This window comes from Streptomyces sp. BoleA5 (assembly GCF_000373665.1).
Classification (GTDB): Bacteria; Actinomycetota; Actinomycetes; order Streptomycetales; family Streptomycetaceae; genus Actinacidiphila.
Genome location: NZ_KB892108.1, coordinates 1 through 14,618 on the forward strand (window position 1 = coordinate 1; position 14,618 = coordinate 14,618).

The window sequence follows — 14,618 nt, forward strand, 5'->3', positions numbered from 1 at the left end:
CCGGCCCTGCCGACCTGGCCGCTGCGATTCGCGGGCACTGGGGAATCGAGAACTCCTCGCACCACATCAGGGACGTCACCTTCGCCGAGGACGCCTCCACCGTCCACACCGGGACCGCACCGCGTGCCATGGCGACCTTTCGCAACCTCGCCATCGGCGTGCTGAAAATCCTCGGAGCCGACAACATCGCCAAGACCACCCGCGCAATTCGCAACGAACCCGAGCGAGCACTCCGCATCCTGGGCATCACCAACGATCCAGACACCTACGGAACTTGATCAAGCCCTGTCCCACGCCGAGGCGCCCACTTCTCCACCTGCCCTGATGCGTCACGAGCCCGGTGCCAGTGCCCGGGGTTAGGGTGCGCGACATGGCCACTGCTACCCCTCCGAGAATCACAAAGAGGGGCCTGTGTGCCAGACGCGACGCACGTTCCCTGCCTCGGACCGGCCACGCAAGGAATGGAACGCGTCGAGGCTACGAATCTTGCATCCGTCACGCCCCAGGCTTCCAGGTGGCGGTGACCGTCAGATGTGCCTGCCCGCTGCCGTTGACAATGCCCAACTTCAAGTCCTGTCCGAGCTGCACGCCAAAGGTGACGGCAACCTCGGTAGGCGGCGTGGGTCCGGCCATCACCGCATCGTGCACCTCTTGGACCAGAGGGCCGAGGGGCTTGAGCGTGTTGCGCAGCACATCGGCGGCAACGGCAGCGATGGCCGGCCCGCGCCGGGCCACGGGGACAAGCGGTCCGATATCGCCCGAGGAGTCCGCTTCCTCCAGGCCTGGTTGAGCTTCCCCCGCGACAACGAACCGAACCGTTGTGCTGTCATCGAGAGAGAATTCTTGTGAGTCGGTCATGAGCAGAATTGTGCAGAAGCCGCACACGAGGGACGGGCAGTAAGTAGCTCGGTTACAGGATCGTGGCAGTTGGGGCTTCCGTAGGGCACATATCGCCCGCGGGACCTGTCAGGCGCAGGGCGGCCTTGACGGGGTTCCCTCCGGCAGACGCTTGCGTTCGGCTGAGGTGTAGTCGCGCCCTGCGGCAGCGCACAAGGCACGGAACTGAGCGTCGGGGCGCAGGTCGAAGGTCTGGTGCAGGTCGCCGGTGTCGATGGTCAGACGGCGGCCGTCCACGACACCCGCTGTCCAGTCATCCCCCGAAACTGCCAGCGTGCCGGAGAGACCGTCGCCTTTCAGGTCGTAGACCAGGACCTGATGCTTCGCCGTGACGTACGTGACAACGCTGCCACCAGGTCCGAATCCGACCAGGGCGTCACCAGCCGAGACGAGCGCTCCATCACTCAGCTGCTTCTTGCCGTCCACGTCCCAAACTCGTACCTGCCCGTCGGCGTTCTTCACGGCTAGGCGTGAGCCGTCCGCGTCGAAGGCGAGCGGGCTGGTGACGGATGTAAAGGAGGCGAACGATGTGCTGATGGACGGCCCCGACAGCGTCGTAATGCGCCGAGGAACACGCACATCCCACAATAGGATTTCTCCGCGCACGGCTCCCCTCCTGGTGACCGCGACGACCTGTCCGGGGTGCCCGGGACGGGCGATCAGGTTGCCACTGATAGAGAGCTCATTGGTGGAGCCGGCGGAAGTCGGTGTGGGGTGGACGAAGAACGGCCGGGCGAGCACGGCCGCGTCGGTGACGTCGACGCGCGTGAGTGTCCCGTCCTTGGCCAGCAGGCCGATCTCGCTGCCCTGTAGCGGGGCGACACCGTCGACTTTCCTCGCTCTCGGGACGACGCCAGTCAACGACACGCTGTCACTCAGGTCCTGAACGGAGTACGACCGGTAGAGGTTGTCGTTCTCACCCCACACCACGATCCGCTTCGAGTCGGCGGTCCAAACAGGCAGCCAGTCGACTGCTCCGGCCGGTGGCGGGAGCGGCACCGACTGGCGGCGGGTGCGGGAGGCGTCTAGGACCTCAAGGTTCCGGTGGGTGGCCCGGGCGATGAAGCGCCCGTTGGGCGACACCTTGTACCTCTCGTCGCCAGCGCTGTTCTCCGAGAACCGTTCGCTGCCCGCCGGCTCGGCCCGGACCGCCATCAGCGCCGTGCCAACGGGCACGAGGAGAGTGAGCCCGCCGTCGGCGCGCGGCGCCGCGGCGACACCCGTGTAATCGGTGGGAGTGCTGCCAGAGGTCGGGATGCGGGTGCGGTACGTGCGCCCGGTGCGGAGGTCCGTAATGGCCGGCTCAGCGTACTCCGCATCCGAGAGCCCTGGGGCGTATGCGCCTGCTGCCCCGTCGACTCCATACATGGAGGTCGCGTCCGGCTCGCCGCCAGTGTGCAGCTCGCTCCTGCGGCCAGGGGTGCGATCGAGTGCCTGTGCGTACGTGGTGTCCGTCCTGACGAGGATCTCACCACCCGCTCGAAGCGCCGCGAAATCGTCTCCTCCGGTGGTGGAGGTGTAACGCAACTGGCCCGTGGTGAAATCTCTGATCTCGATACGCTTGCGCAGCTCCTTGCCGGTGCTGATTGTCGCGACGGTGTTCGAGTCGGAGGTGAACGCAGCCTCCCTCAACCCCGTCTCAGGGACAAGCCCGTCAGGGAGGTGAAGGGGGGTACCGGTTGGCACCCGCCACGCGTCAGCGAAGGTGGGAGCGCACTGCTGGGTGTCCTTGTAACACTCCGCAGAGCGATCGCTCATCGTCAGCAGCAGCCGCTTTCCGTCGCTGCTGAAGTCTAGGGTCGCCTCGAATCTCGATGGAACCTTGTGGCCGCCGAGGTTAAGGATGGCAGGGTGTTTCGGGTCGCTCAGCCGCCACAGCTGCACCCGTCCGCCTGCGGTCGCGGCAAAGAACCGGCCGTCCGGACTGATGGCGGCGGCTGGGATCTCCCCTTCCGGGACACCGCTAAGCTCCCGCGCCCGGGGCGTACCTCGGAGAGCGCCGGTGACCACAGTGACCGTCCTCCGGTCGCCGCCACCAGGCTTCGACTGCACGACGAGGGTGCGGGCGTCGGGGGTGGCGTTCATTCCGGTGACCCGGCCCCGCCATACCGACGGGTAGCTAGCGACTAGATACTGTCCTCGCGAGTATTGGTGCAGCAAGGCCTGGCGGGTCTTGGCAGTCTGCTTGGTTTTCCACGCGGCCAGCGCGAGCTGCAACGCGGTGGCGGGATCGCCGCCCGGACGGTCTTCGGCGGCCTGGGCGAGCAGGCCCGCGGCCTGCGTGCGTAGCTGCTCCTCGGCCCGCTTGAGGTTCTGGTATGTGGACAGCGCCAGTACGATTGCGAGCACCGTGAGAACCGCCAGCGCCCCAACGGCGGCCTGCCGGAGGCGGGCGCCGCGCCTGGCGTGGCGGCGGCTGAGCTGGATATAGCTGCGCTCGTCGGCGGAGATGTCCTCGGGGTGTTCGGACAGCCTGCGGTCGGCCTCGGCCAAGTCGGATCCGCTCTGCAGGCGAGCGGGCTCGTGGTGTTGTTCCTGCCAGCGGTGCAGGTCGGCCCGCAGCTGTTCCTGCCAGAGTCGGAAGTCCCGGGAGTCGATCAGCCATTGCCTTAAGCGCGGCCAGAGATTGGTGAGTGCCTCGTGCGCCAGATCCACGATCTCCTCTTGCTCGGTCCCACCTGGTGCGCTGGAGAGGACGACAAGCTTGCCGGGGGCCAGCTCCCGTGCCAGGGCAAGAAGTTCGGGAGCGAGGTCGGCGGTGCGGGTGGGCTTACGGGAGAAGACGTCACCCTCGCCGGGCCGGGCCAGCTGCACGAACAGCCGCCGAGCACATTCCTGTTGCGCCTTAGTCAGTCCGGCGAGGGCATCGTCCGCGTATGTGACGAGGGCACCCGCGACGCCACCCAGATCGTCGTAGGCGGCGTGGGTGAGCATCGAGCGAGTGCGGCGCTTCCACAGCTCGGTCAGGGTGAATTGGACCAGCGGCATCCGCCCGGGCTGGTTGCCCGCGTCGGCGACGATCCGCTTCGGCAGTCCTGGCTCGAACCAGAGCCCGGGCACGGCGTCAACGGGCGCGGTCACCGCTCGCTCCAGGTCGTCGACTGTTAGCGGCGCGAGGAACTGCACTGCGTCACTGACGAGGTCGGACGTGTCGGCCGTCACCAGCACATCAAGGGAGTCGGGGCGCGCGGTAGCGACGACCCGCAGCGTGGCCGCGCCATCCTCGCCTGCTAGGGCGGCGAGCAGCCCGAAGAGGTCGCGCGCGGCATCCGGCTCGGCGCCTGCGTACTCCTCGAGCTGGTCGACGAAGAGGACGTGCCCGGCACTATCGCCAGAGGCGAGGACCCTGGCGCGTAGTTCTGCGGGCAGATCGGCGCTGGTCTCCAGCAGGCCCGTCAGTGCCTCGGCCTTGGCGATCCTGTCGATCTCGCCGAGCCCCGCTTCCAGTACGCCGGTCAGCGCCCGGGCGAGCACAGCTGCAGGCCGCACCCCGGGAACGGGCCGCAGTTCAGACACCCTTACGCCGTCGGCCCGCAGCCGGGGCAACACTCCAGCCCGTACGAGGGACGACTTCCCGCAACCGGAAGGCCCCGCCACCAGTGTCACCCGGCGCCTGCGCACGGCCGTGTACACGCGGGCGGTGTCGCTGTCGCGGCCGTGGAAGAACTCCGCGTCGTCCTCCGTGAACGCCGCGAGTCCCTGAAACGGGCAGCGCGGCCGCAGAATCCGTTCGTCGACCAGGTCGGCTGACGGCAACAGATACGCGGTGCGCTCGCCCCTATGCGCGGCAACCGTCATCCCGACGACACCGTCCTGCTCATTATCCCAGACCGGGGCCCCGCTGAACCCTTCTGCGACGCGCGGCCCCGGCCCGTGCGCCTCCATCTGTACCCAGCCCGAGCCCTGCCCGGCGCGTAGTGTGCCTGAGGCCCAGATGCCACGGTCGGCGCTGGCCGGGTAGCCGAGCACCCGGAAGGTATGTCCCCATACGCCGGTCCCGTCAACGAGCGGCACTGGACGCGCGCCTTCGACTATCGCGTCGAGCCGCAACAGCGCGACGTCCGCCCCGCCGTGCCGCCAGGACACCACGGTGGCCTGGGCCCGGGGGCGGCCGTTCAGCAGCGGAAAGTCAAGGTCCACCGGCTTGCCGGGCGCCTGATCCGCGGCATTTGGCACCCCTAGTGCTCGGGTGACGACGTGAGCGCAGGTGCACACCACATCGGCAGCGACGAGGAACCCGGCACCGATCACCTCACCGGAGGCCGAGTAGATCCGCACCTGCGACGCCTCGAGAACGTCGCTCCCCTGCCCAGCCATGGACTCCCCCGGTTCTCTGACTTGTTGCGTGACACGCCACAAGTCAGCATCCTCGGCGCAGCCCCCTCACACAACTCGCGCTGCACAGCAGCGATGTGACTTAGCGTCATGGCCTCGCTCGCGGCACAAGCGACCGGGTGGTCCGCGCAGACGACGAGGTCCTCGGCACGACGTACCGGATGGCCGATACACGCGCGCGTTGGGGCGATCTCTCTTTGGGCGGTGGCCTGGCCGGGGCGGCTGCCGATGCGGGCGGCCACTCGAAGGGGTGACCGGCGGCGGCCGGGGTTGGCTGCGTCCTCCCCTCGCCCTACAGTCGAACATGTGATCGATTGGCGTGATGCGGTGGAGTACCGCCCCGGCGTCCCGGGGACGGCGCCGAGCCGGTCGCTGTCACCGAGGCGTACCCGGAGCGCAACCGGCCCAGGGTCCGCCTGCAGATCGCCGGGCGCCCGTACCGGGCCATCGCGACGGAGCGCCGCGAGCACCCGGACGGGCGGATCGCGCTCCACCTGACCCTCTGGCCGGCCCTGCCGGATGGCCGTCGCCGCGCGTGGTTCTACTGGGACGAGGCTGGGATGCGCATGGAGTCCCGGGCGGTGAGCCCGGTCTAGGAGCAGTTCCTCGATGGTGACGTGGTGCGGGTCCATCACGGGGATCTGCCGACGGGTGTTCCCGGGGCGGACGTGGAGGCGTACCCGTCGGATCGGCGGCCGCGGGTGGAGGTGCGGGTCGGCGGGCAGTGGCACCAGGCGACGGTGTTCGTGAAGTTCCGGCACGCCGACGGGCGGGTCACGCTGCTGATACGGGTGTGCTTCCTTGAGGGCGACGGGTGGCCGGTGCACTACTGGCGGCGCTACTGGTGGTCGCCGGAGGCGGTCCGCATGCCGGGCCAGCCATCGGCGGAGCCGGCCGGGCGGGAGCCGGCGGCGGGGTGGAAGCTCGCGCACGTGCCGGTGGACGGCGGGCGCGGCATCCTGCACCGGGCGCGCTGCCGGCAGGCCGCTGGCGGCACGCTCAACCGGCAGGAGGCGCTGGTGGCACTGGAGGTGGACATCGTCTCGCCGTGCGAGGAGTGTCGCCCCGAGGCGGTGCTTCGCGGCTGACGCGACGCCCGATCAGTGACCGGTGAGCAGGATTGCGATCAACGCAACGCCGAAAACGGCCCACCCTGCTCCGAAGGCCCGGGCGAAGCCGCGCGTGAGGACGTGGCTGGGGCTCACGACGCTCAGGAAGCGCCGGACCGTGTCCCGGTAGTCGGTCGCCAGCAATGCGCCGCCGATGACCATGATCGCAAGCGCGGCAATCTCCATGGTTCCCCCTGGTCGCGGACCTGTGCCGCGAGGATAGTGGCGTTACCGCAATAGGGGCGAGGCAGGGCCAGCGCCGGGCGGGCTAGTCCACCGTGCACCGGGCTGCCCCGCATTCCACGCTGTCGGTATGCGCGCGATCTGGACCGGCTACGTGACGTTCGGCCTGGTCAGCCTGCCTGTCCACCTGTACTCGGCGACCGAGGAGCACGGCACCGGGTTCCATCAGGTTCATGCGCGCGATGGTTCCAGGATCAGGCACCGGCGGGTGTGTGAGAGCGAGGACGTCGAGGTCCCGCAGTCGGAGATCGCCCGGGGGTGGGAGCGGCCGGACGGCCGGACCGTCGTGCTCCTCGATGAGGACCTGGCCGCGCTCCCGCTTCCGACGAAGCGCACCGTGGACGTGCTGGGGTTCGTCGACGAGCGCGACGTCGACCCGATCCTCTACTCCAAGCCGTACTGGGTCGGCGCGGCCGGCGAGCAGGGGCACCGGCCGTATGCGCTGCTGGTGGAGGCTCTGGCGCGGCACGGCACGGTGGCCTTGGCGAAGGTGACGCTGCGCACGCGGGAGCGGCTGGCGGTGCTGAGGCCCCGTCACGGGATGCTCGTGCTCCACACGCTGCTGTGGCCGGAGGAGATCCGCGAGCCCGGCGACTTGTCCTCGTCGGCGCCGGTGACGGAGCGGGAGCTGGAGCTCGCGGAGCTGCTGATGGACCAGCTCGCCGGGGTGGAGATCGCCGAGCTGCACGACGAGTACGCGGCGGCGCTCGAGCAGCTGGTGGTGGCGAAGATGACGGGGGCGGGGCTGGAGGAGCCGGTGCCGGCCGTGGACCTGATGGCGGCGCTGGAGGCGAGCATCCGGGAGGCCGGGGGGCGTTGACGCGCGCCTGCTGTGCGCTCTGCGGGCACACGATCGAGCGCCGCCTCGTTCGTGGGACGCCTGGGCGTTCTGCCACGGGATTCCCCTGTGCGCCCCCTATCGTTCGGTCCCGCACCCTGCACACCAGACTTCGAGGGGCCCCAACCATGACCGCTGCACCAGATCAGCAACCCCCTGCCCAGCCACAGGCTGCGCCGCCCGCGCAGCCGTACGGGGCGCCGCCGCCCGGGTACGGGTACGCGCCGCCGCCCATCATCATCAACAACAGTGCGGCGTCGTCGGCGTCGGCGTCGGCCGCGGCTGCCGTGGGCGGCTTCGGCCGGCGACGCAAGCGCCAGTCGGCGATGGTGCACCTGGTGCTCCTGTTCTGCACGGCGGGCATCGGCAACGTCTTCTACGCGATGTATGTCAGCAAGTGGAACAGCGACCGCGGCCTGTGAGCTGAGGCCTGAACGAGCTGCGGCCCCCACCTGTGCCGGGTGGGGGCCGTCTCGTTTGCTCAGTGCTAGGGAACCGGTGGACGTTGCAGAGGGAGCTCGGCATGCTGATCCGCATGCCGAGTAGTGAGACACCCGAGGTACCGAACTCCGGCGACGGGGCCCAGAGGCGCCGTCCGCTCAGCGACCCGCACAGCGTTCGGCTAGCGGCCGCCATCACGGCATTTGTGCTACTCGGTTCAGCGGCGGTATTCATGATCGCTGCTCTGAGATCGGACGATACGGGTACTCGCCAAAATTACGCGGCGATCGTTTTTGCGCTGAGCGTACCCGCAACCTATGTGCTGCTCCGGTACTACAGGAGAGACAGTTCACTTATCCGCGAAAGTCGCGACCGCGTCCGCCAAGCTGAGCGATCTTTGGAAAATGCCGTACGCGGAGACGCCAACCCTGTCATCGGCGGAGACCTCCACGGAGACCTTCACGTTTGGTACGGGCGGCCCGGGGACGGAACGGCCACCGACGTTCCGACTCCGCGCCAAGGCGGCAACTCGGAAGTTCCACCTCAGGAAGGACGCAGAATTGCACTTGCCGAGCAATGGGAACTTACGCATGCACGCCTGGAGCTGTATCACATCATCGCTCAGGACCAGGCCAAAAAATCCTTCCGGAACGCTCAGATCTCCATGGGGCTCGGCTTCGCGCTCCTCGTTGGTTTTATCGCTGTGGCCCTGAAAGCGAGCAACGCGACTGGAAGCATCGTGGCAGGCGGTTTGGGGGCCGTCTCCGCAGCTCTGGCCGGGTATGTGAGCAAGACCTTCGTCAAGTCGCAGGAGTCCGCGGCCACGCACCTGCGGTCGTACTTCGACCAGCCCTTGGAGTTCTCCAGGTACCTGGCCGCGGAGCGCCTGATTGTTGATGCAGGCTTGACTGAAGAGCAGCGACGGGAGGTACTGATGGTGCTGGTGCAGGCCATGGTGGCCCCCTCGGTGGCTCCGGGTTCTCCGGCGGCGGCCAACGGTCAACAGCAGCCAGCTCAGGCTCCGTAGACGCCTCGGCGCGCTGCTCAACAGCCCTGCTCGATATACGTCGGCGGCCCCCAACTCTCCCGGGTGGAGGCCGCTGTCATGTCCGGGGTCAGGGTGCGTCCTGGCTGCTCGCGAGAATGTGCCGCCACCGGTCGATGGTGGCGACGCGGACGTGCCCGGTCTGCTTGCACTTCTCGCCGGGGTGGGTGTCGTGGGTGAAGTAGCCCAGGACCTCGTCCAGGGTCGCGGCGAGGGTGGCCGCGCGGCCGCGGTGGCGGGCGATGCGGTCGGCGACGGCGCGGCCGAGGTCGGCGTCCTCGTCGAGGGGGTGGTCGTCGTCGGCGAGGACCTGGCGGACGGCGGCCAGGCCGGCGCGGGCGGCCTCGGCACCGTCCCACGCGTTGCCCCACGCACCGATGGCCAAGTGCTGGACGTCTTGGGGGAGAACGGTGCCGAGCCAGCCGACCAGGTCCTCCACGTCGACCCGGTCCAGCTCGGGCACGGTCGTGGCCTGCGGCTTCATCTCGGGGTTGACAACTTTCGGGAGTTCGGCGTGGAGTTCGTCCAGTAGCTGGGGGCAGTCGCCGGTGCCGTGGCCGTCGGTGTGGGCGCAGCGGGCGCGGCAGCCCATGCAGTACTTCGTGAGGCTGTGTGCGATGTGCGGGTGGCCGCAGGTGCACCGGTGGTCGCATCTGCCGGTGCCGGTGATCTCGAATGCGGCGTCGATCGCGGCCCGCACGTCGGCGCGGCGCATGGGCTCTTCTGACGCTGTCCGGACGCTGTCCGGGGACACGGTGTCCGCGTGTCCGGGCGCGGTGTCCGCGCTAATGGTGGGCGCGTCGACCCGCGCGGTGACGGTGAGGCGGGCGCCGGGCGGGAAGTCGTCGGCGAGGGCGACGAATCCGGGTCCGGACGCGACGCCTTGCGTACCGGTCTCGCCGGGCTCGCTCCAGAATCGGCCGACGAGGAGCTGCTGGCCGTCGACGTCGCGGTGCCGGTCGGTGACGACGAGGGTCGTGGTGGTGGCGGGGCTGCCCTGGGTCAGCCGCGTGGTGGTGCTCATGGCGCTTCTCCTGAGGGGGATGGGGCGCCCGGCCGGGGAGTCGTCCGGCCGGGCGGTTCGCGGGTGGACGTCAGGCACGGGGCGGGGCGGCCCAGTCGGGCGCCCACCGGGGGCGGGCCTGGCGGCGGCCGACGAGGTACGCAGCGGCGCCGGCGGCGAGGGCGACGGCCACCAACTGGTGCACGCCCCTCACTGGTCACCGCCGCGGCGGCGGAGCATGGCGCGGAGCTTGGCGGCCACCGGGTGCACCGCATCCGGCCCGGCAATCTCCCGGGCGTCCTCGTCGAGCTGGTCGGCACAGGCGTGGATCTGCTCCACGGTGCGGGCATCGGGCGCGGGGTGGTCGGTTTCGGGGTCGCTCCATGCGAACGGGCTCTCGCCGCGGTCGGTGTCGCAGACGATGGCGGCGATGCGGCGCAGCTCATCGTTTGGGCTGGGCTGGGGGGTCATGACTGGTCTCCTGCGGGGTAGGTTGCGGGGTGCGGGCCTCCCGCCCCGGTTACAGCGGGGCGGGGGGCTCGTCTGCTGGTCACGTCTCGGTGAGGCGGGGGGCGTGGGGGCAGTCCTGGTCGTGCTCGGCGCCGAGCGACGACCACCACCGGTCGCACTCAGTGCGGGCGACGACCGCGGCGGCCTTCGCGGCGGTGCGGGGCATCGGGCCGCCCAGGTCGCCGAGCTGGGGCTGCACGGGCCGGATCTGCGCGCGCTGCATCTCGGCGGCTTCCTCGTCGAACAGGCAGCGGATCGCCCGCACCGGCAGCAGCGCCAGGGCGGCGAACACGATCCCGAACAGTGGGGCGTCGTGATCCGCGCACATCACGCTCAGCCCGACCAGGACGAGGCACGTGAGGCAGTGGAACAGGACGAGGAATCCGCCGGTGCGGCTCATGCGCGGCTCCCGGCCTGGCGCACTCGGTTGACGACGGCGGGGCCGTAGCCGAGCCACGGCGGCTCCCCGGGGCGCCTCCTCTGCCCGTTCAGCTCTGCGGCGAGGTCGACGAACTCGCGGAGCGTGGTGCGCCGGTCGTCGGGGCCTCGAACTCCGGCCTGGACGTCGGCGAGGACCGGGCGCAGCGGGTACGCCTGGATCTCGATGCGGCCCCGACTGGACTGCTGGCAGTGGCGGTCGCCGATGTGGAGCCAGTCGGCGGCGTCCATGCCGGCCGCCGTGGCGAGGCCGTCGATGCGGTCACCCAGACCGGTACCGCCGTCGGTCCACGCGTGCCAGACGCGGGCGCCGCCGTCCGGCTTGGTGAAGACGATCCACAGGAACATCTCGGGCGGGTGGACGTCGAGGATGCTGTCGACGGCGGCCCTCTCCACGGGGCGCTGATCGCCGGTCGGGGTGAGCAGTGTTCGAGCTGTGCTGATCATTCGAACTCCCTTGGGTCGATGAGGCCGAGCACGATCGCCGACGTGCACGGCCAGTCCACGTAGTCGCGGCGCCAGCGGCCGGGGGTGCCGGGGACCAGGTGCATGCAGCGGGTGCACACATCGCGCTCCACATCGGTGCCGCAGGCGTCGCAGGCCCCGCACTTGCCGTGGTCGATGCGCCGGGGCCGGTGCCCGAAGTCGTCGCGGGCCGGCGGGTACCGGACCAGGTCCTCGGCGAGCACGAGGCGCTTCACGGCTGCGCCTCCGCCGGTTCCCGCTCCTCCGGCTGGACCGGCCACATGTTGCCGTCGCCGTCGTCGTGGTCGTCCCGGTGGTCGGGGTCCTCGATCACGCTATGGACCTCCGACCCATCCCGTCACACCGGGCGGCCTTCTCGGCGGGCGGCTGCACGAGCACCGCGGCGGCCGCCGACGTGGCGACGTCACCGCCCTCCGGGGCCTCGATCACGCACGACCCGATCGAGTCGTGAGCCACCCCGTTGCACCGGGCGGACACCGCGACGGCTCCCGCCGTCCTCTCACGAACCAGCCGCCGCCGGGCCTTCATGCGCCGGTAGATCTGGTCGGCCGTCGGGTGCTCCCACGTGTGGGCCTTCCCTGACCGCGTTGTCTGCCGCCCGTGGCCGGTCGCAGGCAGGCCGCACCAGCGGCAGCCCATCGGCTGCGGCGGGCAGCAGTCCGGGAACCGGATCGCGCTGCAACGCATCCCGGTCGGGTGGTGGACGTATGGCAGGGGTTCGAGCTGGCTCATGCGGCCATGTCCTCTCGGTCGTTGGGCTGGGGCCGCGTCTGCGGCGCGTGCTGGTGGCTGCCGCGTCCTGCTGTCGCGAGGGCCTGGGCGACGGCCGCAGGGCCGAACCGGCGGGCGGCTTCGCCGTTGCCGTGCTGCTGGACGGCGGCCAGGACGATGTGCGGCGGGACTACGGGGGCCTTGCCGCGACCCCGACGGATGCCGCAGATCAGGCATTCGCCGTCGGTCTCCGGCTCCACCGGGCCCCGTTCGGGTGCTCGCGGCAGTTGGTGGTCGGCCGGGGCCGGTCGGCCTCGGCAAGGAGGCGGCGGGCACGGAAGAGGTCTTCGGCGATCTCGTCCAGCAGCTCCGTCGTGGCCTCGGTCGGCGTGATCCGGTCGCCGTGCTCACCGAGGACGCGGAGGGCCCTGCCGAGGTCACGGATGACGGTGCGGTTCATGCCGCGCCTCCGGCCTGGCGCCGGCGGTCGGCACCCTCCATCGCCACGACCGTGGTGATCTGGGCGAGGCGGGAGGCGATGCGTTCGCCGAGCTTGTCGACGAGGTCAACGCCGTTGGGGTCGAAGGCGGGCAGGTTGCTGGTGATGATCAGCGGGTGGCAGTGGTTGTACCGCTCGTTGAGGAGCCGGTACGTCGCCTCTTCGGTGAACTCGCTGATCTTCTCCGTGCCGAGGTCGTCGACGAGCAAGAGCGGGACCGTGGCCAGTCGCCGCAGCTCGTACTCGGCGCCCCGCTCACTGCCGCCCGGCCGAAGCAGGGCGTACAGGTCGGGCGCGGTGACCGCCATGACCTCGAAGCGGTCCGGTCCGGCCTCGGCGACCCGGCGCAACGCACCGTACGCCTCGTGGGTCTTGCCGGTACCGAACGGCCCGGTCAGGAACAGGCTCCCTGCGGTGCGCGGGTCGTCGATCACGCGGCCCACCCAGCCGAGGATGGCCGGGTGCGTGGCGGTGGCTTGCTGGTAGCGGTACGGGGTGGCAGTGGCCCACCGCCTGAGGGCGATCTCGGTGCGCTGGCGGCGGTGGAAGGCCGGGTGGCCGGGCTCGTCGGGGTTGGGCTGGTTGTCGGTGGGCCCGGCCGTGATGTGGCCGAGGCCGCGGGCGTCCAGGATGCGCTGGAAGCGCTCGAGGACGGCACCGCCTGCGATGGTTGAGGGCTCGGGCATGTTCAGAATCCGTTCGCGTACACGGATGGGTCGGTCGGCGGCTGGAAGGGCTGGTAGCCGCCGGGTTTCACGGTGCGAAGATGTGGGCGCTGCTGCTGGTCGCGGGTCCGCTTGGCTGAGTCGCGGATCCACTTCTGCCAGGCCTCCCGCCAGTTCCGCTTGCGCCTGCCTTCTGCGCGCCAATACGAGACGAACTGCGTTGTCTCGAAGTCGGGATCGAGTTCCGGGAAGGTGGCTCGGACCCAGCGGCGCATCGTGTCGTTGAGCGCGAAGTCGTCCGGGATCACGTGGAGACCGTCAGGCTGATCGGTGGACTGGCCAGAGCCGCTGCGGAAAGGTGCATCCGCGCAACTCGCTCTTTGCGTTCGTGATGCGTTACTTGCGTTACTTGCGTTCTGGGGTCCGGATTCCGGACCCCTACCGGTGTCGAATCTGGACCCCTCCGGTACGGATTCCGGACCCCCCGGGGTATGGAATCCGGACGGGTCTGGTTTCCGGACCGGTACGGATTCCGGACCCCTACCGGTGTCGAACCCGGACCCCTCCGGTACGGAATCCGGACCCCCTTCGGACCCGCTACGCCGGTAGCCGCAGGCTCCCGGCAGGCGGTAGACCGTCTCACCGCGGGGCCCCTTGCGGCCCTCGACGATCTCCAGCTCACCGGAGTCGACGAGGCGGTCCACGGCCTCAACGACCGCAGACTTCGAGGCGTTGGCCCGCTTCATGAGCATCGTCGTCCCGGCGTACGCCACGCAGTCCCCGCCGGGGGGCGCCTTGTCCGCGATGGCGAGCATGACCAGGCGGCTCGTGTTCTTGGCCTTGGAGTGCTCCCAAACCCAGTCCTGCGCGTCCAGGCTCACGCATGCCTCCCCTCGGACCAGTTCCGTCGATTGCGGATCGCCTCGTCCGCGCGGCGCAGACGGTCCGGGCCGGGCTCCCCGAAGGCGTTCAGGTGGTATGCCCTCGCCTTGTCGGCAAAAGGCAGCGACCGGGGCCCCCACGGGGCGCTGCGGTCGTGTCGCTGCATCACCGAGTTGCACCGGTCGCAGAGGAGGCCGCGAACGAAGAACACGCCCCGTGCCTCGAAGTGGTCGATGACCAGTTGGCCGCGCGGCGTCTCACGGTCGAGGACGCCGCAGATCTCGCACCGATCTTGAGCACGGTCACGCATCGCGTCGTACTGGGCGCAGCTGAGCCGGTAGAGATCGTGGGTGCACCGGCGGTTCGGGCGCCGGGTGTGCCCGTAATCCAGACACTGTGTCGCTTTCGGCCCGTCGTCCGTCTTCTCGCTGCCCCCCTGTACTCCGCTCAGCCGAAGTTGGGCATGCGGGCATAGGGGTGCAATCCGTTGCTTGACCACCTCCGAATTGTACAAGC

18 protein-coding genes and 1 pseudogene are annotated in these 14,618 nt (G+C 69.8%); 6 read left to right on the top strand and 13 right to left on the bottom strand.

Annotation, left to right across the window (positions count from 1 at the left end; translation table 11 throughout):
- Window positions 1-278 (top strand): annotated as a pseudogene (locus B085_RS0121670) (ISAs1 family transposase); the annotation flags it as partial.
- A 217-nt stretch (window positions 279-495) separates the two neighbouring features.
- On the opposite strand, the gene B085_RS0121675 reads toward B085_RS0121670, so the two are convergent.
- Window positions 496-858 (bottom strand): CU044_2847 family protein, encoded by a 363-nt coding sequence (locus B085_RS0121675; RefSeq protein ID WP_026251302.1) that lies wholly within the window; start codon window positions 856-858, stop codon window positions 496-498.
- Window positions 859-966: 108 nt separating this feature from the next.
- On the bottom strand, window positions 967-5,214 hold the full coding sequence (locus B085_RS0121680) for an AAA family ATPase (protein WP_018560687.1): 4,248 nt from the start codon (window positions 5,212-5,214) through the stop codon (window positions 967-969).
- Between the two features lie 638 nt (window positions 5,215-5,852).
- On the opposite strand from B085_RS0121680, the gene B085_RS48215 reads away from it, so the two are divergent.
- Window positions 5,853-6,320, top strand: a complete 468-nt coding sequence (locus B085_RS48215) for a DUF6233 domain-containing protein (protein WP_158689795.1) — start codon at window positions 5,853-5,855, stop codon at window positions 6,318-6,320.
- Window positions 6,321-6,332: 12 nt separating this feature from the next.
- Here B085_RS48215 and B085_RS0121690 read toward each other — a convergent pair whose 3' ends face one another.
- Complete coding sequence (locus B085_RS0121690) at window positions 6,333-6,527, bottom strand: hypothetical protein (RefSeq protein WP_018560689.1); 195 nt, start codon at window positions 6,525-6,527, stop codon at window positions 6,333-6,335.
- 127 nt (window positions 6,528-6,654) lie between these two features.
- Here B085_RS0121690 and B085_RS43285 point away from each other — a divergent pair, with 127 nt between their 5' ends.
- From B085_RS43285 to B085_RS49445, 3 genes are all read left to right on the top strand, one after another.
- Window positions 6,655-7,404 (top strand): Ku protein, encoded by a 750-nt coding sequence (locus B085_RS43285; protein WP_018560690.1) that lies wholly within the window; start codon window positions 6,655-6,657, stop codon window positions 7,402-7,404.
- 146 nt (window positions 7,405-7,550) lie between these two features.
- Window positions 7,551-7,844, top strand: a complete 294-nt coding sequence (locus B085_RS50955; RefSeq protein ID WP_202470552.1) for a hypothetical protein — start codon at window positions 7,551-7,553, stop codon at window positions 7,842-7,844.
- A gap of 101 nt (window positions 7,845-7,945) precedes the next feature.
- A complete protein-coding gene (locus tag B085_RS49445; RefSeq protein ID WP_158689796.1) occupies window positions 7,946-8,890 on the top strand; it encodes a hypothetical protein in 945 nt (314 codons plus the stop codon).
- A gap of 88 nt (window positions 8,891-8,978) precedes the next feature.
- Here the strand turns inward: B085_RS49445 and B085_RS0121710 are convergent, their stop codons facing one another.
- From B085_RS0121710 to B085_RS0121730, 5 genes are all read right to left on the bottom strand, one after another.
- A complete protein-coding gene (locus B085_RS0121710) occupies window positions 8,979-9,932 on the bottom strand; it encodes a hypothetical protein (protein ID WP_018560694.1) in 954 nt (317 codons plus the stop codon).
- Window positions 9,933-10,121: 189 nt separating this feature from the next.
- Window positions 10,122-10,382: a hypothetical protein gene (locus B085_RS0121715; protein WP_018560695.1), complete on the bottom strand. Its 261-nt coding sequence runs from the start codon at window positions 10,380-10,382 to the stop codon at window positions 10,122-10,124.
- 79 nt (window positions 10,383-10,461) lie between these two features.
- Window positions 10,462-10,821, bottom strand: a complete 360-nt coding sequence (locus B085_RS0121720) for a hypothetical protein (RefSeq protein ID WP_018560696.1) — start codon at window positions 10,819-10,821, stop codon at window positions 10,462-10,464.
- Window positions 10,818-11,306: a hypothetical protein gene (locus B085_RS0121725; protein ID WP_018560697.1), complete on the bottom strand. Its 489-nt coding sequence runs from the start codon at window positions 11,304-11,306 to the stop codon at window positions 10,818-10,820. The genes B085_RS0121720 and B085_RS0121725 overlap by 4 nt, the downstream gene beginning before the upstream one ends.
- A complete protein-coding gene (locus B085_RS0121730; RefSeq protein WP_018560698.1) occupies window positions 11,303-11,560 on the bottom strand; it encodes a hypothetical protein in 258 nt (85 codons plus the stop codon). Before B085_RS0121730 ends, B085_RS0121725 begins: the two co-directional genes overlap by 4 nt.
- A gap of 101 nt (window positions 11,561-11,661) precedes the next feature.
- Here B085_RS0121730 and B085_RS51495 point away from each other — a divergent pair, with 101 nt between their 5' ends.
- Window positions 11,662-11,796, top strand: a complete 135-nt coding sequence (locus tag B085_RS51495; RefSeq protein ID WP_267881095.1) for a hypothetical protein — start codon at window positions 11,662-11,664, stop codon at window positions 11,794-11,796.
- A gap of 277 nt (window positions 11,797-12,073) precedes the next feature.
- Here B085_RS51495 and B085_RS45790 read toward each other — a convergent pair whose 3' ends face one another.
- The 5 genes from B085_RS45790 to B085_RS49450 form a co-directional block, all read right to left on the bottom strand.
- Window positions 12,074-12,316: a hypothetical protein gene (locus B085_RS45790; RefSeq protein ID WP_018560701.1), complete on the bottom strand. Its 243-nt coding sequence runs from the start codon at window positions 12,314-12,316 to the stop codon at window positions 12,074-12,076.
- Window positions 12,286-12,516, bottom strand: a complete 231-nt coding sequence (locus B085_RS43300; RefSeq protein ID WP_051102133.1) for a hypothetical protein — start codon at window positions 12,514-12,516, stop codon at window positions 12,286-12,288. Before B085_RS43300 ends, B085_RS45790 begins: the two co-directional genes overlap by 31 nt.
- Window positions 12,513-13,241, bottom strand: coding sequence for an ATP-binding protein (locus B085_RS0121750; protein WP_018560702.1), 729 nt, complete (start codon window positions 13,239-13,241; stop codon window positions 12,513-12,515). Before B085_RS0121750 ends, B085_RS43300 begins: the two co-directional genes overlap by 4 nt.
- A 2-nt stretch (window positions 13,242-13,243) precedes the next feature.
- Window positions 13,244-13,528 carry a hypothetical protein gene (locus tag B085_RS0121755; RefSeq protein ID WP_018560703.1) on the bottom strand — a complete coding sequence of 95 codons (285 nt, stop codon included), beginning with the start codon at window positions 13,526-13,528 and terminating at the stop codon, window positions 13,244-13,246.
- A 569-nt stretch (window positions 13,529-14,097) separates the two neighbouring features.
- The gene (locus B085_RS49450; protein WP_158689797.1) at window positions 14,098-14,601 is read right to left on the bottom strand and encodes an endonuclease domain-containing protein; all 504 of its coding nucleotides are present in this window, start codon (window positions 14,599-14,601) and stop codon (window positions 14,098-14,100) included.
- Window positions 14,602-14,618: the final 17 nt, after the last annotated feature.